General features: G+C 61.3%; 19 protein-coding genes and 1 riboswitch. Of the genes, 6 read left to right on the top strand and 13 right to left on the bottom strand.

Annotated elements, in window-relative coordinates; genetic code table 11:
- The first annotated feature begins 27 nt into the window (after positions 1–27).
- The 3 genes from HPQ64_RS19360 (at position 28) to HPQ64_RS19350 (ending at position 1337) form a co-directional block, all read left to right on the top strand.
- Positions 28–468: a group III truncated hemoglobin gene (locus tag HPQ64_RS19360; protein ID WP_172890253.1), complete on the top strand. Its 441-nt coding sequence runs from the start codon at positions 28–30 to the stop codon at positions 466–468.
- 13 nt (positions 469–481) lie between these two features.
- A complete protein-coding gene (locus HPQ64_RS19355) occupies positions 482–700 on the top strand; it encodes a hypothetical protein (RefSeq protein ID WP_172890252.1) in 219 nt (72 codons plus the stop codon).
- 289 nt (positions 701–989) lie between these two features.
- Positions 990–1337 carry an acyl-CoA thioesterase gene (locus tag HPQ64_RS19350; RefSeq protein WP_172890433.1) on the top strand — a complete coding sequence of 116 codons (348 nt, stop codon included), beginning with the start codon at positions 990–992 and terminating at the stop codon, positions 1335–1337.
- Between the two features lie 38 nt (positions 1338–1375).
- Here HPQ64_RS19350 and HPQ64_RS19345 read toward each other — a convergent pair whose 3' ends face one another.
- The 5 genes from HPQ64_RS19345 to groES form a co-directional block, all read right to left on the bottom strand.
- Positions 1376–1702 carry a hypothetical protein gene (locus tag HPQ64_RS19345; protein WP_172890251.1) on the bottom strand — a complete coding sequence of 109 codons (327 nt, stop codon included), beginning with the start codon at positions 1700–1702 and terminating at the stop codon, positions 1376–1378.
- A gap of 58 nt (positions 1703–1760) precedes the next feature.
- Positions 1761–1867, bottom strand: a riboswitch (SAM-I-IV-variant riboswitch).
- A gap of 14 nt (positions 1868–1881) precedes the next feature.
- Positions 1882–3183: an MFS transporter gene (locus HPQ64_RS19340; RefSeq protein WP_172890250.1), complete on the bottom strand. Its 1302-nt coding sequence runs from the start codon at positions 3181–3183 to the stop codon at positions 1882–1884.
- 155 nt (positions 3184–3338) lie between these two features.
- Positions 3339–3551: a SlyX family protein gene (locus HPQ64_RS19335; protein ID WP_172890249.1), complete on the bottom strand. Its 213-nt coding sequence runs from the start codon at positions 3549–3551 to the stop codon at positions 3339–3341.
- Between the two features lie 162 nt (positions 3552–3713).
- Positions 3714–5351: a chaperonin GroEL gene (gene groL, locus HPQ64_RS19330; protein ID WP_172890248.1), complete on the bottom strand. Its 1638-nt coding sequence runs from the start codon at positions 5349–5351 to the stop codon at positions 3714–3716.
- 169 nt (positions 5352–5520) lie between these two features.
- On the bottom strand, positions 5521–5808 hold the full coding sequence (gene groES / locus HPQ64_RS19325; protein WP_172890247.1) for a co-chaperone GroES: 288 nt from the start codon (positions 5806–5808) through the stop codon (positions 5521–5523).
- A gap of 495 nt (positions 5809–6303) precedes the next feature.
- Here groES and HPQ64_RS19320 point away from each other — a divergent pair, with 495 nt between their 5' ends.
- A complete protein-coding gene (locus HPQ64_RS19320) occupies positions 6304–7905 on the top strand; it encodes a TadE/TadG family type IV pilus assembly protein (protein ID WP_246270835.1) in 1602 nt (533 codons plus the stop codon).
- 24 nt (positions 7906–7929) lie between these two features.
- Here HPQ64_RS19320 and HPQ64_RS19315 read toward each other — a convergent pair whose 3' ends face one another.
- Positions 7930–8508, bottom strand: coding sequence for a hypothetical protein (locus HPQ64_RS19315; protein ID WP_172890245.1), 579 nt, complete (start codon positions 8506–8508; stop codon positions 7930–7932).
- Between the two features lie 237 nt (positions 8509–8745).
- Here HPQ64_RS19315 and HPQ64_RS19310 point away from each other — a divergent pair, with 237 nt between their 5' ends.
- Positions 8746–9465, top strand: coding sequence for a dimethylsulfonioproprionate lyase family protein (locus tag HPQ64_RS19310; RefSeq protein WP_343036072.1), 720 nt, complete (start codon positions 8746–8748; stop codon positions 9463–9465).
- 37 nt (positions 9466–9502) lie between these two features.
- Here HPQ64_RS19310 and HPQ64_RS19305 read toward each other — a convergent pair whose 3' ends face one another.
- Together HPQ64_RS19305 and HPQ64_RS19300 are read right to left on the bottom strand one after the other, a co-directional pair.
- Entirely contained in the window at positions 9503–11035 is a 1533-nt protein-coding gene (locus HPQ64_RS19305; RefSeq protein ID WP_210260376.1) for a sigma-54 interaction domain-containing protein, read from the bottom strand.
- 68 nt (positions 11036–11103) lie between these two features.
- Positions 11104–11310, bottom strand: coding sequence for a heavy-metal-associated domain-containing protein (locus HPQ64_RS19300; protein WP_172890244.1), 207 nt, complete (start codon positions 11308–11310; stop codon positions 11104–11106).
- Between the two features lie 232 nt (positions 11311–11542).
- Here HPQ64_RS19300 and HPQ64_RS19295 point away from each other — a divergent pair, with 232 nt between their 5' ends.
- Positions 11543–12997, top strand: a complete 1455-nt coding sequence (locus HPQ64_RS19295) for an EAL domain-containing protein (protein ID WP_172890243.1) — start codon at positions 11543–11545, stop codon at positions 12995–12997.
- A gap of 143 nt (positions 12998–13140) precedes the next feature.
- Here the strand turns inward: HPQ64_RS19295 and HPQ64_RS19290 are convergent, their stop codons facing one another.
- The 5 genes from HPQ64_RS19290 to ileS form a co-directional block, all read right to left on the bottom strand.
- Positions 13141–14505, bottom strand: coding sequence for a M16 family metallopeptidase (locus HPQ64_RS19290; RefSeq protein WP_172890242.1), 1365 nt, complete (start codon positions 14503–14505; stop codon positions 13141–13143).
- A 30-nt stretch (positions 14506–14535) separates the two neighbouring features.
- A complete protein-coding gene (locus tag HPQ64_RS19285) occupies positions 14536–15987 on the bottom strand; it encodes a M16 family metallopeptidase (RefSeq protein WP_343036071.1) in 1452 nt (483 codons plus the stop codon).
- A 164-nt stretch (positions 15988–16151) separates the two neighbouring features.
- Positions 16152–16883, bottom strand: a complete 732-nt coding sequence (locus tag HPQ64_RS19280) for a hypothetical protein (protein WP_172890241.1) — start codon at positions 16881–16883, stop codon at positions 16152–16154.
- The gene (lspA, locus tag HPQ64_RS19275; protein ID WP_172890240.1) at positions 16867–17517 is read right to left on the bottom strand and encodes a signal peptidase II; all 651 of its coding nucleotides are present in this window, start codon (positions 17515–17517) and stop codon (positions 16867–16869) included. Before lspA ends, HPQ64_RS19280 begins: the two co-directional genes overlap by 17 nt.
- Before the next feature lies 1 nt (position 17518).
- The gene (ileS, locus tag HPQ64_RS19270) at positions 17519–20506 is read right to left on the bottom strand and encodes an isoleucine--tRNA ligase (protein WP_172890239.1); all 2988 of its coding nucleotides are present in this window, start codon (positions 20504–20506) and stop codon (positions 17519–17521) included.
- Between the last annotated feature and the right edge of the window lie 61 nt (positions 20507–20567).

Below are 20567 nucleotides of genomic sequence, written 5' to 3'. Positions count from 1 at the left end.
AAGAAATGAATATTAAAGAGTGCCAGCATGATCGACATTCGCCCCGCGCCGAAACGCGAACCGGTTCATCCGGCGATCGACGCCGAAGGCATCTCACGCCTGGTCGAATGCTTCTACGCGCGCATCAGGGAGGATGTCCGGCTTGGCCCGATATTCGAGACAAGGCTCGAGGGGCGCTGGCCGGAGCACCTCATGAAGATGAAGCTCTTCTGGCATTCGGTGCTTTTGAGAAGCGGGGCATATAAGGGCAAGCCGGTGGAAAGCCACAGGGCGCTCGACAGCGTTCTGCCGGAGGATTATCGCCAGTGGCTCGCCCTGTTTCGCCCGGTCGCGCGGGAGATTTTCGAGCCTGAAGCCGCGCGCGCGGTCATCGATGCGGCGGAGCGGATCGCCGAAAGCCTGTGGCTTGCGAGCTTCGGTACGCCGGGTGCCATGACACCGAACTGGATGAAGACGTCCGGCAAGTAAAGGAAGGTGGACCATGCTTGAAGCAATTGTCCTGACCGCGGAAGCGGGAGTGTTCGCCTGGTTTTCGGTTTTCACGCTGATGCTGGCATCCATGGCCAGGGAATCCATGTCGATGCCCAAGCCACGGCTGGATGTCGTGGGTAGGGCGCTTATCGGAAATGCGAGGGCGGCGCTTGCCACTGGCATGGTGGTTCTCTGCGGCCTTGCAGTATGGGAGTTCGGCCTCGTCTGAGGCCGGTATCGATGGAGCAACGGACATGAACAAGACAAGCCTTGCCGCCCGCATCCTGCCGGTGTTCCTCATCTGGGTCGCGGCGCCCATGCCGCTCTGGCTGATGATCGCGCTCTCCTTTTTTATGCGGTGAAAACTTTGGGCGCAGCTGATGCGGCGTCTCTCCGAGCCTTTCGCACTTCCGTGCATGCCGGTATCGTTTGGATATGATGCGAAATAGACGGAGGGCGGCGTGAGCGAGGCTTTGATCGATGAAGAAGAACCGCGTGGCGACCTGACGCTGCGCACGATGGCGATGCCAGCCGACACCAACGCCGCCGGAGATATCTTCGGTGGCTGGGTGCTGTCGCAGATGGACCTTGCCGGGGGCATTGCCGCCGGCGAACGAGCGCGCTGCCGGGTCGTGACCATCGCCGTCGATGCGATGAAGTTCATCCGCCCGGTGCATGTGGGCGATGTGCTTTGCGTCTACAGCGAGATCGGCGAGATCGGGCGCTCTTCCATGAAGATCCGGATCGAGGCCTGGGCCCGCCGGCACCGCTATGACAGGCGCGAAAAGGTGACGGAAGCGATCTTCACGTTCGTCGCGGTCGATGAGGAAGGCAGGCCAAAGGCCGTCTCCCTCGAAAAAGCCTGAAGCTTTGTGACGCTGTATCCTTCGGCCGTTTTCAGGTTTCAGCGCCTGTTATCCGGGTGCGGTCGGTTGTTTCCGGTCCGGTACCGGCTGAGAAGATCCGCGAAGAGCCTTTCGTCCACAGCATATCGACATCCGCTTTCCCATAGCTCTAGGAGCGCGCGGATGCGCTCCAGTCTTTCATTGGGCGCAAGCGGGGGCAGGTGAAGCGGCAGGCCGCCGAAGACCTTGATCGTCAGCAGGCGCTCGAGGACGAAGCGTTCAAAGGCGGGATTTGCTGCGTCCAAACAGCCAAATTCCGCCTTAAGAGCGTCCGTGACATCCGGTTCTGAAAATGCGCCGAAGCCGGCGTGATCCTGAAGCGACATTAAAAATCCTCCATCGGTAAACCGAGGAGGACTGGCGCAGATAAGGTCATATGGACCCGTTCGACCGCTTGGTTGCCGATGTTCCGGCCACATCCCTTTGCGGAAACCACCTTGCCCGGCCGGGGCAGGTTGGCGAGGGCGCCAGCCCTTCTCCTGATGATGGCGTCCTGATGCCATACTCAATCGTCGGAGGCAATCCCCTTATCCCGGCTTTCGGTACCCATTTCGCTCATGAGTTCTTCACGCTCCTCCTCCGCGCGCGGGTCCATGGCGAGCGTTTCCGGCGTCGAGAAGCGCACGCCTGACGGCATGGAGATGAAATCCTCCTTGTTTTCGGGTGCTACGGCAGCGCGCTGCGTCATACGCCAGATGGTGAAGCCGACGATCGCAAGATGGGCAAGTGAGGTGACGTTGAATAGGCCGCCCGGTTTCGTGAGACTCATGAGGAGTGCGGCGGACAACGGGCCGACGATGGAGCCTGCGCCGAAGAGCATCAGCAGGCCGCCGGATGTCTTGAGGAATTCTCCCGGCGGCGAATGGTCGTTCGCATGCGCCACGATTACCGGATACATGGAATAGATCATGCCGCCGAAAGCGGAGACCAGCGCGATGGTGGCGGCTGCCGGCAGGGAACCCGCGAAGCTGAGCGCGGAGCCGATAAGGCATGCGACGCCGGTAAGCCCGGTCAGCACGATGCGCCGGTCCATGCGGTCGGAAAGCATTCCGACGGGTATCTGCACCAGCGCGCCGACCAGAAGCGCCAGCGACATCATCGTGGCGATTTCGGTTACGGAAAGCCCGATCTGGCGCCCGTAGACAGCGCCGAGCGTGCCGAACGCGCTGTTGGACATGCCGGCAAGAAAGACGCTGACGACGGCCACCGGAGAGTTGCGCCACAATGCACGCGGGTCGAGGCGTGCCTGGGCGAGCGGGACCGGGGCTGCCGCCGTGGAAAGGGCAGTCGGCAGCAATGCCATGGAATAGATGATCGAGCCGATGGCGAAGAACAAGAACCCTGCCGGATCGCCGAGGGTCAGAAGCATCTGGCCGGCTGTCGTGGCACCTAGATTGATCATCGTGTAGAGGCCGAATACGCGGCCACGGGTTTCGGGCGTCGCGCGCTCGCTGAGCCAGCTTTCCACGACCATCGCGGCGCCCGCGAAGCAGAAGCCGGAAATGGAGCGCAAGGGAATCCAGATCAACGGATCGATGATCAGGAGATTCAGGAGCACGGCGATCGCGGCCAGCGAGCAATAAACGCCGAAGGTGCGGATGTGGCCAACCCGGCTGACGATTGTCGGGGTCAGCACGCAGCCGGCGATATAGCCGATCGCCCATCCCGTGCCGAGCAGGCCGAGCGAGGTATCGGAAAACCCCTCGATGGAACCTCTGAGGGGAAGCAGCAGGCCCTGCAACCCTCCGGCAAGCAGCAAGAGCGCGGAGCCGAAGAGTAGGGAGGCGATCGGCAATATATGAGTCATGCGGTCAATGAATTCTATTCGGCCAAGTGTAGAAAACGCGGATCGATTCTCCGCAGACCATAACGGCAATTCGACCCGGGATTAAGAGGGGCTGACGCACATGCGTGTTGACGTCGGGTTTGACGGCGCAATCGCGTTGCCGGGCCGCATCCGTATCAGTAGTGCGGCGGCTTGCCGATTACATGGCCCGGCTCCACCATTTCCGCGATGTCTTCCAGTTTTTCCGTAAGCGCCTGCACCTTGCGCGTCAGGCGGTCGATCAGATCCGCCTGCGCGGTTACCACTTCGTTCAGGTCGTCTACCGTTCGCGCGTTATGGGCCAGTTGCGCTTCCAGATCGGTCAGGCGGGCTTCCAGGTCTTCCGGCATCTTCGTACGTCCAGTGTCGAGCGAATGAAACAAGAAAGGGCGGCACGAAGCCGCCCTTTCGAGAGTATCGCGTTCCGGGCTGATTAGAAGCCCATGCCGCTACGCGAAGTCGGCTGTTGCCGCACTTCGCCACTTTGGATGATGGGCGGCTTTATGGGCTTCTTAGAAGCCCATGCCGCCCATGCCCGGATCAGGCATGGCCGGAGCCGCGGATTCCTTCTTGGGGATCTCGGCGACCATGGCTTCGGTGGTGATCAGGAGGCCGGCGATGGACGCCGCGTCCTGCACGGCCGTGCGCACGACCTTGGTCGGGTCGATGATGCCGGCCTCGACGAGGTTGACGAACTCTTCCGTCTGGGCGTTGAAGCCGAAGGACGGGTCGTCGTTTTCCTGCACCTTGCCGACAACGATCGAGCCTTCGACACCGGCGTTTTCCGCGATCTGGCGGATCGGAGCCTCAAGCGCGCGAAGCACGATCTTGATGCCGGCCGCGATGTCGGAATTGGCGGAGGAAAGGCCCTCGGCGGCCTTCTTGGCGCGCAGAAGTGCGGTGCCGCCGCCGGGAACGATGCCTTCCTCGACAGCCGCGCGCGTTGCGTTCAGCGCATCGTCCACGCGGTCCTTCTTCTCCTTCACCTCGACCTCGGTCGCACCGCCGACGCGGATCACCGCGACGCCGCCGGCGAGCTTGGCAAGACGCTCCTGCAGCTTTTCGCGGTCGTAGTCGGAGGTGGTTTCCTCGATCTGCGCCTTGATCTGCGCAACACGAGCCTCGATCGCATCCTTGGAGCCCGCACCGTCGACGATGGTGGTCTCTTCCTTGGTGATGTTGACCTTCTCGGCGGTGCCGAGCATGTCGAGCGTCACGTTTTCGAGCTTGATGCCGAGGTCTTCGGAAATGACGGTGCCGCCCGTGAGAACGGCGATGTCTTCCAGCATGGCCTTGCGGCGGTCGCCGAAGCCCGGCGCCTTGACGGCGGCGATCTTCAGGCCGCCGCGCAGCTTGTTGACCACGAGGGTGGCAAGAGCCTCGCCTTCCACGTCCTCGGCGATGATGAGGAGCGGGCGGCTGCTTTGCACCACGGATTCAAGCACCGGCAGCATGGCCTGCAGGTTGGAAAGCTTCTTCTCGTGCAGAAGGATGTAGGGCTTTTCCAGATCCGCCACCATCTTTTCGGCGTTGGTGACGAAGTAGGGCGACAGGTAGCCGCGGTCGAACTGCATGCCCTCGACGACTTCAAGCTCGGTCTCGAGAGACTTGGCTTCCTCGACGGTGATCACACCCTCATTGCCGACCTTCTGCATGGCTTCGGCGATCATGTCGCCGATTTCCTTTTCGCCATTGGCGGAAATCGTGCCGACCTGGGCCACTTCCTCGGACGTGTTGATGGTCTTGGAACGGCCTTCAAGGTCCTTCACGACGGCCTGGACGGCAAGGTCGATTCCGCGCTTGAGGTCCATCGGGTTCATGCCGGCGGCAACCGCCTTGGTGCCTTCCTTGACGATCGACTGGGCAAGGACGGTCGCTGTGGTGGTGCCGTCGCCGGCGACGTCGTTCGTCTTGGAGGCGACTTCGCGCACCATCTGCGCGCCCATGTTCTCGAACTTGTCCTCAAGCTCGATTTCCTTGGCCACCGAAACGCCGTCCTTGGTGATGCGCGGTGCGCCGAAGGCCTTGTCGATGACGACGTTGCGGCCTTTCGGGCCGAGCGTGACTTTCACGGCATCCGCGAGGATGTCGACGCCGCGCAGCATGCGATCGCGCGCGTCGGTGGAAAACTTAACTTCCTTGGCTGCCATTGTTTGGGTCTCCTGATTTGTCTTTTTCGCGCTTTTGTTGGGCTCTCTTGCGGGCCAGCCGGGTCAGGAACCAGACGGCAGCGATCCCGGCCGCCATAAGCAGCAGGAAGTGCCAGGGTTCTGTGACGATCGGCGATCCGGGAGAGCCAGGCATGGGAAGCGCTGCGCCTTAACCGACGATGCCCATGATGTCGGCTTCCTTCATGATCAGAAGGTCTTCGCCGTCGATCTTGACCTCGGTGCCCGACCATTTGCCGAACAGCACCCGGTCGCCGGACTTCACGTCAAGTGCAACGAGTTCACCCTTGTCGTTGCGCGCGCCGGGGCCCACCGCGACAACTTCGCCTTCCTGCGGCTTTTCCTTGGCGGTGTCCGGAATGATGATTCCGCCGGCCGTCTTCTCCTCGGATTCGACGCGGCGGACGACAACGCGGTCGTGCAACGGACGAAACTTCATGACTAGCCCTTCCTTCGACACACGTGCCCCTGACGGCGGCACGATGGTGAAAATTCATTCTTGGTGGTACGCAGTTCGATCTGCACGGCGTTAGCACTCCCTCTGGGTGAGTGCCAACGATGCGCCGGATTTAGGATGTGCAGCATCGAGTGTCAATGCCGAAGAGGCGGGATGAGGGTCCTAATCGCATATGCGTTTCCCGGATGGCAAAGGAATTTCCGGAAGTTTTTTGCAATACGCGGGTCGATTTCGCGATTGCCGGGCGATCCGGGATCGATGGGCGCGGGCATTTCTCTTGTTATCGAAGCGAAGAAGCTTGTCGAAGTTGCCGGAGGCAGCCTTTTCGAAGGACGCCGGCACGAGCTTAACGGAGTTTAACCTGCTGGCCCACAATAAGTTTAAGGAATTTTTACCAATACTTCCGGTTTGCCGGAATTAAACAGATTGGAAACCGGGCCCCCATAGTATGCCGGCGAGACAGGGGGCTTGATCACCATGTTTGCGAAGCTGCTGGATGACCGCCGCGGGAGCGTGGCTATCCTTTTTGGCCTGACGGCCGTCGTTATCTTCATGGCAGCGGGTTTCGCCATCGACATGGTGCGTGCGGTGCAGACCAAGGCCAAAATGCAGTCCGCGGTCGATTCAGCAGCACTTGCCGCAAACTACGATGCGGACGGAAAGTCCGATGCCGAGATCATCGCCGCGACGAAAAGATACCTGGACAGTATCGTTGAGCTGCCGGACAGCTACAGCATGAAAAGCGACGTCACCCTCGTCGACGGCAAGGTGATCGTTCATGCCGACGTCAACATGCCCACATATTTCGGCAAGCTTGCGGGCGTCAACCATCTGGACATCGGTATCGAAAGCGAAACCGTGGTCGGCAAGACCTCTTTCGACGTTGTCATGGTGCTCGACAACTCCGGCTCGATGCGTGGAAGCAAGTTGCACACGCTCAAGAAAGCCGCGGAGGACCTCAGCGAAACGCTCTTCGAAATAAATGAAAAGAGCGAAAAGAAGGACCGGGTGAAAATCGGCCTCGTACCCTTCACCGCATGGGTGAACGTTGGCCCCGACAAACGTTCGGCGGCCTGGATCGACAGTGAAGGGCGCTCGCCCATTCACTGGAACGGTTTCGCGACAAAAGGGGATGGAACGCCTGATCCCGCGGAATTCGATTCTAGGCACTTCTATAACGGGCGCCCGAGCCGTCTGACCTTGTTCGATCAACTGAAACATACCGACTGGCTGGGCTGCGTCATGGCGCGCCCTGTACCCTATGACGTGACGGATACGCCGGCATCGTCTTCCGTTCCCGCCACGCTCTACGTGCCGGAGTTCGCTCCCGACGAGCCCGACGACAATTGGCGTTTCCAATACAGGCATTACGACAATACGTGGACCAACGATGAACACGGCGCGTGCCGTGGCGGTCCGGATCCGGTCGACGCGGTCGATGCCCAGGAAAGGCTTTGTAAATATCTCGATCAGCCCAAGGCATACGGAAACACTTACACCAAAGGGCCGAACTACAATTGCAAATCGGAGCCGATTACGGCGCTGACGACGTCGGAGCGCGATATCAAAAATGCGATCCGCGACATGAAGGCGGACGGCAATACGAACATCCATCAGGGAATCGTCTGGGGCTGGCGTGTCTTGTCACCGCAGGAGCCGTTTACGGGCGGGCGTGAAATGCCGGATGAAAACAGCGATGAGGAGCACAAGCGCTTTCTCATCGTCATGACAGATGGCGCGAACACATATGGCTCCACGTCCGGTACGCACAACATTACCCGCTACGAGGCCTATGGTTTCGGCACCGAGGAGCGTCTTGGCAACGGGATAGATCAACCGCACGAAATTGCCGAGGAAATGGACGATCGCACGGAGAAAGCCTGCGAGAACGCAAAAAAAGACGGTGAGATCGATATATTCACAGTCGCGTTCCAGATAACCGACCAGAACACGAAGGACATGATGAGGCGCTGCGCGACACGCTCGGACATGGCGTTTACCGCCGATTCCAACAGCGACCTCATCCAGGTCTTCGAGCGTATCGCCGAGCAGATTACGAAACTGCGGTTGAGCCGCTAAGGGGCCTGCCGGCGGCGAAGAGAACTACTCTGCCGCCGCCTCGGATTCGATGGTGAAGGGCAGGCGAATTTCGCCGCTCTTTTCGGAGTTTTCGTCCCGGAAGCGCGTGACCAGAATGTAATCGCCATCTGTCAGGCCTTCGAAACGGAAACTCAGGCTCGTCTGGAATTCGCGCAGCGGGTTGCGAGCCTCTGCCGTTACCCTTGCGAAATCCGCCTGCTCGGCAAGCACCTGGCCGGTGTTGTTCAGGATCTCGAAGTCGACGGCAAGCTCCACCTCGTACACACCGTCCTGGGCGCGGTAGCCATAGCCAACAGGCTCGGCATAGATATTGATCGCATCGCCGGGCTTGAATGTCGCGCCGTCGCGCGGTTCGAACGCCCCATAGCCGGCCGCCGGTTCTTCGACGAAGCGCGCGTCCGTGAAGCCGAGGGGAGATGCGGCCCATGCGGCGTCCAGTTTTTGCATTGATGCGGCAAGCTCGTTTGATGGCACGTCGACCGAGGCCTCAGCCCGCGCGACAGGGTTGGTCGCGCAGATCAGCATTGCCGCTCCCGCGCCGACGGCGATACTGCACCACCAGGGTTGGCTTTTGATTTTCATTTCTTAACGCCCCGCAGACCGCGTAGTATTTTCAGTTGGTTATGCGGCGCACCATATAGACCGGTCGCGGTAAAACCACAACATCCGTGATGCATTGCGGTAAATGCTTGCCTGATCCGTGCCAGAGCGTCGAACTTGAAGGCCGCGGTGCGTTCGGGATCGTGTTTCGCGCATGGCGGATTGTGTCTTCGAAGCAGCGGGCAGGCGCCCACTTCACGAACTGGGGAGACAAGCGTAGTGGCCGACAACTTCATGGTCTCGGGCGAACAGGCAACGCAGGCCGCACAAGTGCGGTTGATGGATTGCCCGAACTGGATGTATCTGCTGAGGGAATTCGAGACGCTCTACCGCTACGGATCGGCTGGAGGCAGCAAGCTCATACGCAGTCATCGAAAACGGGTTCGTGAAATCCTGGCGACGGTTATTGATGCAAATCCGGAGTTGAAGCGTAAATCGCCGCAGACGAAACCGGTCTCCGTACACTTGCCCCGGGCGCTCGATCTTGGTGAGCGCGGCGCCGTCCAGGGTTTGGCGCGGGCCTTGTCACGCATTTCCGATCAGTTGACCTGGGAATACGGTTACGAACGGGTGCCCAGGGCCCTTCAGAAGAAATACGCCTATTGCGAGATCCTTGGGCCTCGCGGACCCGTCTATGCTGAGCGGCTTGTTCTCGGTTTCGTGCTTTTCGCGCCCAAGACGACCTACCCGCAACACAGTCACAAGGAAATCGAGGAGAGCTATATTTCGGTGGCCGGGGCCTGGTCGGAAAATGACGTGGCGGTTCATGCACCCGGCTCCTTGATTCTCAACCGGCCTGGCGATGAGCACCGCATCACGACGGCCGACCTGGAGCCTTGCCTGCTGGCCTATGCCTGGACCGGGCCGGAAGCCCGCCTGACGGAGCCTGGCATGAAACTGTCATCGACCCGAAAAGCGCGCGTCGCACACGGCATTTAGTTCAAAGCCATGCCACATGACGTTTGTGGCATGGTTTTCAGCTTGCCAGGCGTTCGCTCCACGATTGTTTCTTGCGATAAATCGTCGACGGGCTGATTTCGAGTGCGGCGGCAGCCTGGGAAATGTTCCCGTCGAAGGCGTCAAGCGCCTGTTCGATAATGCGCCGTTCCTGAGCCCACAGCGGTTCGATCCGGATGTCCGGATGGATGAAATGGCGCTCTACGGTTCTTCGCGGCGCAAGCGCGCGGCCCGCATCGCTCTGGATGCCGTCGGTCACGAGATAGCCTGGCAGCATGCCGAGGCGCACCGTGACGCCGTCGTTCAGCACGACGATCTGTCGAATGGCGTTTTCCAGCTGGCGCACGTTTCCGGGCCACGAATAGGCGGTCAGCCGCTCTTCCGCTGCCGGTTCGAAGCGGGTGAACGTGCGGTGTTCCTCCTCGCAGGCTAGGCGGAGGAAATTCCTCGCAAGCACCAGAATGTCCTGCCGGCGCTCGCGCAATGGCGGAAGGTGAACGGGCAGCACATGCAAGCGGTAGAACAGGTCCTCGCGGAAACGCCCTTCGGACACCTCCTTGTGCGGGTCCCGGTTCGTCGCGCAGACGATCCGCACATTGACGGTCCGGCCGTGCGTCTCGCCGACGCGCTGGACGTCCCCTGTCTGGATGAAACGCAGAAGTTTGGATTGAAGGGCGAGGCTCATTTCCCCGATCTCGTCGAGAAAGAGAGTACCCCCGTCGGCGAGCTCGGCTGCGCCCGCCCGGGCTTCATTGGCGCCGGTGAACGCGCCGCGCACGTGGCCGAATATTTCGCTTTCCATCAGTTCGGCCGGTATCGCGGCGCAATTGATCGCGATGAAAGGTTTGGCTGAGCGCGGCGAACGGTTGTGGACCGCGCGCGCGCAAAGCTCCTTGCCGGTCCCCGATTCCCCGGTGATGAAGACCGGCGCATGCGAGGGCGCGATGCGCTCGATCTGATCGTAGATCGCCCGCATTCGGTCGGATGTTCCAACGAAACCTTCGAATTCGGGCTCCGTACTCATCATGGCGCCGCCGGTTTCCGCTGTCGCGGGGCTTGCCGCGTGGCGTATATCAGACTGTCTTTGCGCCGACGCGGGCACGGTCCGGCAAAGGAGCATGTCGATCCTGCCGGCAAGGCCCTCCGGATCGAAAGGCGGCGTCACGAAATCATGCGCTCCGGCTTCGAGCACGGTCAGCATGCGCGTGAGCGAGCCTTCCTTCCCGACGGCGATCATGACCGAGTGCGGGCACTGAGAGGCAAGCCGGCCAAGCTGCTCCTCGCTTTCAAGGCCGCTCACGTCGACGAAAAACACATCGGGCCTGTCATCGCCGCAGGCTGCGAAAAAACGTCTGCGGTCGTCGAACGCGACAGGCTCGGCGCAGGGGCGTTTCATCGCATCCGTGACGGCGCGGCAAAGGCCGGTTGCCGCTCCGTCAAAGTCAAGGACCGCCACGTTTATGGCCCGATCCGCGCCATGGATAGCCTCCATGCCCGCGATTCCCCCTTTTTCCCGCACGGCTATCGCGAGCCGTACTGATTTGATGTTCAACCCCTATTTGCTGCCAGCATGGTAAACAAAGTGTTGATACCGGGGGGGAGATTGGGCGTTTCGAGCCTTCAGGCCCGGCTCGTTACGTCATAGCCGGTATCCTCGATTGCCGTAACGAATTCAGCGATATCCCGATCGGAGGTGAGGGTAACGCTGCCGGCAGCGAGGTCGACGGCAGGCTTGGCGTTCGGATCTATCCCGGCGACGGCCTTTTCAACCGATCGTACGCAGCCTTCGCAGCTCATTCCGTCCACTTTGAGGGCGATTGTCTTCATGGGGATCATGCTCCTTTTACAAACGTGCTAGACTTGTCCCTAAGGCTTCCGGTCACTGGAAGGTCAAGGGGCTGCCGGCGTGCCGATCAACAAATTGTGCTGGCGAATCAATGCCGAAACCGGTCCAAGATTGTGTTCGGGCATTAACAGACTGGTGATGCATGAGGCGAATCACCGTAAGCATGGAATGACCGTAAGCCATTCGAGATTCAGCTGAGGCCACTGACAGTACATGGCGCGCGTACCGAACAGTTTCATATTCCTCTGCATGGCGATTATAGCCGTGTCCGGCGGGGCCGTGCTTGTGGTCCAGTTCGGGCGGCCGCTTGTGGAGGCCCTATCCCTTTCAGCCACGATCCTTTGCACCATGGCGGTGGTGCATCTGGTCTTCGCCCGCGCCCGTGAACGCGGCGAGACGAGCGAGGCGGTGGAACGGCTGGAGGAGCGGATGCAGGAGATCGACGAGGATGTCGGCAACCTCGAGGGGCGGCTTACGGGTGTTGAAAGCACGATCCCGCGCAGGACCCGCGAGGAGATCGATCCGCTATTCGCCGAGGTCGAGGTGCTGGGCGCCCTTGTCAAGCAGATGGCGGAAGCCATGGCGGACATGGAAACGCGGATCGAGGATCAGGATCGTCGGATTTCCCTTCCGCGCGAGCCGGAGGTTGCCCGCGTCACGCATTACGCGGAGCCGCCGCGCGAGATCGGATATCACGGCGCAGCGCAGGGCGAACGCCAGCAGCGCCGTCTTGGCGAAGCCTCGTCCCGGCGCGAAGGTAGGCATGAATACGCAAGGCGGGACGATTCTTCCGCGCACAGGGAGCGTGAAAGGTCCCGGCCGGACGATTTCTCCTCCCGGGCGGATGAGCCTTTTCGGATACCGCGCGAACGCGCTCAGTCGGATCTGGCAATGCGCGAGACGATCCAAGAGGCGCTGGAAGCCAATCGTGTCGATCTCTACTTGCAGCCGATCGTCATTCTCCCTCAGCGCCGGGTGAAGTATTACGAAGCGCTGAGCCGCATTCGCGACGAAAATGACACGGTCGTCACGCCGAGCGAGTTTTTGCCCGAGGCGGCGAGAGCCGGGCTTCTTCCCCGGATCGACAATCTCGTGCTGTTTCGTGCGATCCAGGTTCTCAGGCGGCTTTCGAGCCGCAACCGCGAGGCGGGCCTTTTCGTCAATATCTCATCGGCGACCCTGGTCGACGAGACGTTCTTTCCCGGCTTTCTGGAGTTCGTTCGCAGCCAGAAAGGCTTCGCGGACATGCTGATCTTCGAATTCACCCAGGCCGATGTGGCCGAAATGGGAATTCTCGAAACGGAAAGCCTTGCCGCATTGGCCGATATCGGATTCCGTTTTTCGGTCGATAACATCACCGATTTGAAAATGGATTTCCGCGATCTCGCCGATCGGGGCTTCCGCTTCGCCAAATACAACGCCAGCCGCATGCTCGGCCATGCCGGCGTTGGTCAGGGGGATATTCACCCGGCCGATTTCGGCGATCTTCTCCAGCGTTTCGGTATCGAACTTATCGTCGATCATGTGGAGGGGGAGGCTCAGGTGCTCGATCTTCTCGACTATCACGTGCGGATCGGGCAGGGCATGTTGTTCTCACCGCCGCGTCCCGTGCGACCGGAGGTCTTGCAGTCCAATGCCAATCGCGTGACCCGTCGCGCCGCCGAATAGCCACGGTCGCCCCAGGGTCTGGGGACATGGTCTGGGGGAATGGATTTAAATTTGAAGAGGCTGATGAAAAACGCCGCGCAACCGGTTGCGCGGCGTTTTTCTCTTCCGCATTTCTAAGGAATGCGCGGATAGGGGCTTTCTGCCTACGCCCCGTTCGGCCCGACGGTAATGATGGTCGGCGTCTTGCCGGCAAGCAGGCGCCTGGCGACGGCCTTCACCTGATCCAGGGTGATTTCCTCGATCATCTCGTTGCGGTTCTTGATGTAATCGATCCCGAGATCCTCGATCTGAATGCCGACCAGCTGGTTGGCTATCTTGGAAGAAGAATCGAAGCGAAGCGCATAGGAGCCTGTGAGGTAGTCCTTCGCCTTGCGCAATTCTTCGGGCGTCGGGCCTTCCTCGGCCATGCGGCTGAACTGCTCCTCGATTATGGACAGTGTTTCAGCGGCCTTTTCGGCGCGTGTGCCGGTGGCGGCCATCAGCATGCCGGAGTGGTCGCGCGATACAAGGTAGGAGCCCACGGAATAAGCCAGGCCGCGCTTTTCGCGCACTTCCTCATAGAGCCAGGAGGAGAAGGCACCGCCGCCCAGGATGTGGTTCATGATAAAGGCGGGAATGAACTCCGGGTCGCTGCGCTTCAGGCCCGGCAAGCCGACGCGGATCGAGGTTTGCGGCACGTTGAGCTCCACCGTTTCCGTCATTCCGGTCTTGGGCTCGATGTCCGGAATCTCCAGAAGATCGGCTTTTTCGGGCAGGCTTGCGAAAACGCGATCGAGCAGCGGTTTCAGCGTTTCGGCATCGATGGCGCCAACGACGGCGACCTTGAGGTTGTCACGGGCAAACAAGCGTTTTTGCAGGGCGCGCAGGTCGTCGGGCGTCAGTTTGGCGACGGTTTCCTCGGTACCCTTGGAAGGTCTGCCGTAGGGGTGGTCGGGAAACACCGTTTCAGACCAGACGCGTCCGGCGATGGCGTCAGGGTCGTTCTTCTCCCGGCGCAAATTGGCAACGAGCTGCGTTTTCATGCGCTCCACGGCTTCTTCGTCGAAACGAGGCTCCGTCACGGCAAGGCGCAGCATTTCGAACGCGTCGTCGGCATTCAGCGAAATGGTGCGCATCGAACCGTAAAAGTCGTCGCGGCCTTCATCGAAGGAAAGCCGCATGACAAGATCTTCCATTCTTTCCTGAAAAGCGCGCGCCTTCAGGTCTCCCGCACCTTCGTCCAGGGTTGCCGAAAGCAGGTTCACAAGCCCCTCCTTGCCGGCGGGGTCCTGGGAAGAGCCGCCTTCGAACGCGAATTCGACGGCGATAAGCGGGACCGTATGATCTTCCACCAGCCAGGCGGTGATCCCGGCTTCCGTGGTGATTTCCTGGATGTCGGTAGCCTGGGCGAGATGCGGCCACAGGCTGGCAAGCGCCAGGCCGGCAAGGCCGGCGACCGCATATTTTAGGCCATACCGGAACGTGCCGGAAGCAGGCTGTTCGTTCTTGAAACGGGCAAGAAAGTTCATGACAAGCGTCTTTCCGATCAATCTGGGAAATCAGGATTTCTGGCCGACATCGGCCGCGCCGGATGCCGTTTCGGGCCCTTTCAGGAAAGCTGTGACGGGCGATCCGGCAAGGAACTTGCGGGCGGCCGCCTGCACGTCTTCGGCGGTTATGGAGGCAAGGAGGGCAGGCCATTCCTGCACTTCCTCCACCGTGCCGCCGGTGGTCAGCGCCACGCCGAATATTCGCGCCATGGTCGACTGGCTGTCCTGAGCGTAGATTGTGCTGGAAAGAATGCTCTTCTTCGCCCGTTCCAGCTCTTCCCCGTCCACGCCATTGTCTATTATGTCCTGAACGACCGCGCGGGTGGCGGAGGCCAGTTCGTCGAGGGTCCGGCCATCGCGCGGCACGGCGTAGATCATGAAGCGCGTATCGTCGAGCGAACTGGACTGATACCAGCTCCCCGCCGCCGCCGCGACGCCGTCTTGCACGACCAGCTTTTCATAAAGCCGGCTGGTGTTGCCGCCGCCGAGGATCTGGGCCAGGACGTCGATCGCCTCCGCATCCGTGCCTTCGGCAGTGTTATAGCTCGGCACAAGCCAGGCCTGGCGCAGGTTGGGCTGGTTGACCTGCGGGTCGGTCAGCGTCACTGTCTGCTCGCCTGGCACCGTCTGCGGCTTGGGGCGGGAGCGTTCGCCGGGCTCCGCGCGGCGTTCGAGCTTCCCATAAGTTTCTTCGGCAAGTTTCCTCACCTCGTCCACCGTGACATCGCCGGCAACGATCAGGATCGCGTTGTTCGGCGTGTAGTAGCGGTTGTAGAAATCAATCGCATCGGCCTTGTTAAGCGCCTCGATCTCGTTCTTCCAGCCAATCACCGGCACGCCATAGGGGTGGTTTACGTAGAGCATCGCGTCCAGCGTCTCGCCGAGTTTGGATCCCGGATCGTTTTCCACCCGCTGGCGGCGCTCTTCCAGGACGACATCGCGCTCGGGCGCGATCACCTCTTCGCTCAGCACCAGATTGGCCATGCGGTCTGCCTCGAACTCCATCATCGTGCCGAGGTGTTCCTTGGCGACGCGCTGGAAGTAGGCGGTGTAGTCGTTGCTGGTGAAAGCGTTTTCGCTGCCGCCGATCGCCGCGATTTTTTCGGAGAACGCGCCTGCAGGATGGTTCTTCGTGCCTTTGAACATGAGGTGTTCGAAGAAATGGGCAATTCCCGACTTGCCGGGCGCCTCATCGGCCGAGCCCACCTTGTACCAGACCATATGGGTCACCACCGGTGCGCGGCGATCCGGGATCACAACGGCTTCCATCCCGTTTTCAAGGGTGAAGGTGGCGATCTCGCCGCCCACGCGAATTTTCGCGAAGTCGGTAGAGGTGGCGGCCGCCTGCGGTTCGGCGGAGGCGGAAACGGTCAGGGGAGATGAGGCGGCCACCGTAGCGGCCATGACAAGGGCCGTCGGCCGGACAAGGCGTCGCAATGCCTTGAGGGAATAGCGCTTCACGAAGATCCTCCACGAATGAGACGGTCACTCTTTTCCCAGATATAGGCCGGAAAGGGGCGGACGCGCGTGAACTTTTCGTAAGGTTCCGCCGCTTGAAGAACCGGATACGAAAAAGGCCCCGAATTCGGGGCCTTTCCTGAAACCTTGCGTGGCCGATCGCCAGATCAATTGAGCGGGATTGGACGGGCTTCTTTCTCCCAATCGTCCGCGGTCAGCGGCGCTTGCTTTTTCTCTTCCGGTGCGATCAGCGCTCCGTCGCCCGCAGGCGTGGAATATTCGATCGGCGGATCGATCAGGAAGCGGCGCACCGGCTTGCCGTCCGGGCCGAATAGGGACGTCGTGTTCACATCGTCCTTGGGCTTGGAAAAGCCCTGCTTCAGTTCCTCCGGCGTCAGCCGCTCGCCGTCGAATTCGGCGGCCTCTTCCCGTTCGGTCTCCAGGTCACGCTCTTTCAGGCCGGCAAGCTGCGGCAGGCCCTTCTGCTGCTCCGGCGTCAGGCGCACGCCGAGCGGGCTTGAGGCGTAGGCGGCGCGAACGCGCGCCAGGTCCGTCTGGTCGTCGGTGGGCCAGTCGGCCGCGGTCTGCGGGTCTTCCGGTGGCGGGAGCGGGCTTTCTTCGTCCGTCTTGCTTGGCATGGCCAGCGGTGCGCGCGGCGCGTATTCGATCGGCTTTTCTTTCGGGTCGACTGCGCCGAGCCCGGCCATCAGGCTTCTCACCAGCGCTTCGTCCGGCAGAACCTTCTCCTCGCCGTCGTTGAAGCCGTCGGACCCGGTCGAGCAGGCGCCCAGCATTCCGGCAAGCGCAAGGGCTGCGGAAAGCGTCGCAAGCCTGCGGATTGTCCCGGCGCCCGGCTTGCCGTATGCGTCTCTACCGCGGGCATCAACGGTTTTCGTCATCGTCATGTCCTTGTCGGCTCGCCGTTCCTGCGGCTTTCGAAGCGTCTTCGTCACTCTCGGCGCGTGTTGAAGATGAGGGAATCGCTTCCCCCATTCGCCCACGCTTTCCTTGAGGCGACATTGCGGCGTCTTTAGGGCCGCCAGCGAAACTGTCATACAGGAGACCGGCCACTCCGGCAACGATCCACACATCCGCGAGGTTGAAGACGTACCAGGAGAATGCGCCGACGTGGAAATGGAAGAGATCGGCGACCGCTCCGTAAGCGATGCGGTCAATTCCGTTGCCGATGGCGCCGGCGATGATCAGGCCGAGCGAAACCGCCGCCACCTTGTCCGACACCCGCGTGCCCCAGACCCAAAGGAGCGCCGTCGCGGCCACCGTGAAGGCGGCCAGCAGAAGCTGCCCCGTTGCCGAACCCTGCTGGAAGAGGCCGTAGGAAATGCCATAGTTCCAGACCATGACGAGGTCGAGGAAAGGCAGAAGCTCCACCCGCCCTTGCGAGGCGAGGTCGAAGCCGTGGATCATCCAAAGCTTCACGGCCTGATCCGCAACCGCACCACCAAGGGCAAGCGCTCCGACGAGGGAGCTTCTTGCCCCCCAGAGAAGCGTTTTCCCCTTTGGTTTCAGCGCCATGTCAGGCCGGAGCGTGGGCTGAGTCCCACTCGCGAAGGGCGTCCGCGTCGCGCGGCGTGACGTCCGGATACTCCGGGTCGGAACCGACTTCGGGCAGGATCTTCCAGGAGCGCGCGCATTTTCTGCCCTCGGCACGGCCCGGCACGACCGCGACCCCCTTGACGTCCGGGAGGGTGAAGGCGTCGTCCGGTGCGGGCGCGCCCGTCACAGTCGCCTGGCTGGTGATGGCGATTTCCGCCATGTCGACGCCCTGAAGCGCTGCCATCAGGGCCGGGTCCGTGACATGTACGGTCGGATGAGCTTCGAGCGAGGCGCCGATGCGCTTTTCCCGCCGCTCGATCTCAAGCGCACCCGTCACCACGCGGCGCACGGTGCGGATCTTGGCCCAGCGGGCGCCCAGTTCATCGTCGCGCCAGTTTGCCGACAGTTCGGGAAAGAGCTCCATATGAACCGACGAATTTTCGTCGCTGTGGCGCTCAAGCCACGCTTCTTCCATGGTGAACGGAAGAACCGGGGCAAGCCACACGGTCACGCAGTTGAAGAGCTTGTCGATCACATAGAGCGAGGCCTTGCGCCGGGTCGAGGACGCCGGGTCGCAGTAAAGCGCGTCCTTTCGCACGTCGAAATAGAAGGCGGAAAGCTCCACCGTCAGGAACGTCAAGAGGTGGTGGACCAGCTTCTTGAAATCGAAGTCCCAATAGGCGCGGCGCACCATCTCGTCCAGTTCGGCAAGCCGATGCAGCATCAGCCGCTCCAGCTCCGGCATGTCGGCAAGCGCGACTTCCTCGCCTTCGTAGTGGGTAAGGGTCCCCAGCATCCAGCGCATGGTGTTGCGCATCTTGCGGTAGGAATCGACTGTGGTCTTGAGGATTTCCTGGCCGATGCGCTGGTCTTCCCAATATTCGACCGATGCTGTCCAAAGCCTCAGGATATCCGCGCCATACTGCTTGATGACATCCTGCGGGAACGTCTGGTTGCCGAGTGATTTCGACATCTTCCGGCCCTGCTCGTCCATGGTGAAGCCATGGGTCAGCACCGCATCGTAAGGTGCGTGCACGCGCGTGCCGCAGCTTTCTAGAAGCGAGGACTGGAACCAGCCCCGGTGTTGGTCGGAGCCTTCGAGGTAGAGCACGTAGTCCTTGCCGCCGAGACCCTGGCGATGGGGCTTCAGGTCGTCGCGCTGTTCCAGGCAGAAGGCGTGGGTGGAGCCTGAATCGAACCACACGTCCAGGATGTCGCGCACTTGCGTCCAGTTTTCCGGATCGTTCACGAGCCCGCCGAGGAAACGCTCCTTGGCGCCGTCGGCAAACCAGGCGTCGGCGCCTTCTTGCGTGAAGGCTTCCTTGATGCGGCCGATCAGTTCTTCATTTGCGGCAAAGTCCGGTCCGGGTGCAAGCCGGCCGTCTTCCTCGTTGCGGAAAACGGCGATCGGAACGCCCCAGGCGCGCTGGCGCGAAAGCACCCAGTCGGGCCGGTTCTCGATCATGGAGCGCAGGCGGTTCTGCCCGCTTCCCGGCACGAAGCGCGTCTCGTCGATGGCTTTGAGCGCGCGCGCGCGCAGCGTGTCGCCTTCCCCGCCTTCAAGTGCTTTGTCCATATGGACGAACCACTGCGGCGTGTTGCGGAAGATGATCGGCTTTTTCGAGCGCCAGGAATGCGGGTACTGGTGCTTCATCCGGCCGAGGCCGATCAGATTGCCGCTTTCCTTCAGCGCTTCGATCACGCGCTTGTTGGCGTTGCCCTTCTCGCCCTTGTGGGTGATGACCTGCGCCCCTTCGAAGCCGGGCGCCTCGTTCGTATAGGTGCCGTCGTCGGCGACGGTGAAGGGGATTTCGGGCGAGATGCCGCGCGCTTCCAGGTCAGCACGGTTCATCATCCAGATCTCGAAGTCGTCGGCGCCGTGGCTGGGTGCGGTGTGCACAAAGCCCGTGCCCGCGTCGTCCGTCACGTGATCGCCGTCGAGCAGCGGCACGTCGAAATCGTAGCCGCCAAGGTCCATCTCGCGCAGCGGATGGGCGCAAGTGATGCTGGCAAGCTCTTCGGCCGGAACCGGGCGCACGTGCTCGTAGCGTTCGACGCGCGACTGTTCGAAAACGGCGCCCGCCAGCACATCGGCCAGGATCAGCGTGTCGCCCTTCTGCACCCAGTTTTCTTCCGGCAGATCGTCCTGGGTTACCCTGTAGAGCCCGTAGTGGATCTTGGAGGAATAGGAGATCGCCCGGTTGCCGGGGATCGTCCAGGGCGTCGTCGTCCAGATGACGACGGAAGCATCCAGAAGCTCTTCGGCTGCGCCTGCATCCGTGCCGCCGCATTCGACGACCGGAAATTTCACCCAGATCTGGTCGGAGGTGTACTCATGGTACTCGATCTCCGCCTCGGCGAGCGCCGTCTTTTCCACGACGGACCACATCACCGGTTTGGAGCCGCGGTAAAGCTGTCCGGAGGTGGCGAATTTCATGATCTCTTCGGCGATGAAGGCCTCGGAGTCGAAATTCATCGTGAGGTAGGGGTTATCCCAGTCGCCCTCGATGCCGAGCCGCTGGAACTCCTCGCGCTGCACGCCGATCCAGTGGTTGGCGAAGTCGCGGCATTCCTTGCGGAACTCGTTGATCGGCACCTCGTCCTTGTTCTTGCCCTTGGCGCGGTATTGCTCCTCGATCTTCCATTCGATCGGCAGCCCGTGGCAGTCCCAGCCAGGAACGTAGTTGGAATCCCAGCCCTGCATCTGCATGGAGCGGGTGACGATATCCTTCAGCGTCTTGTTGAGCGCGTGGCCGATGTGGATATTGCCGTTCGCGTAAGGCGGGCCGTCGTGGAGGATGTATTTGTCGCGCGTCGTCGAAGCTTCGCGCAGGCGACGGTAAAGGTCGAGCCGCTTCCAGCGCGCGATGATTTCGGGCTCCTTCTTCGGCAGTCCCGCACGCATCGGGAAGTCGGTCTTGGGCAGATAAAGCGTTTCGGAATAATCGCGCGTCGTCGTCTCGGTCATGTGTCGGAATCCGCTGGGTGGACCGCCGTTTCGGGCCGGTCGCAAATCTGGCTGCGCCTTT

Origin of the sequence: Hongsoonwoonella zoysiae (assembly GCF_013266695.1) — a bacterium.
Lineage (GTDB): Bacteria > Pseudomonadota > Alphaproteobacteria > Rhizobiales > Stappiaceae > Hongsoonwoonella > Hongsoonwoonella zoysiae.
Note: the sequence above shows the minus strand (reverse complement) of the source record. Positions and strands in the feature narration are given on the sequence as shown.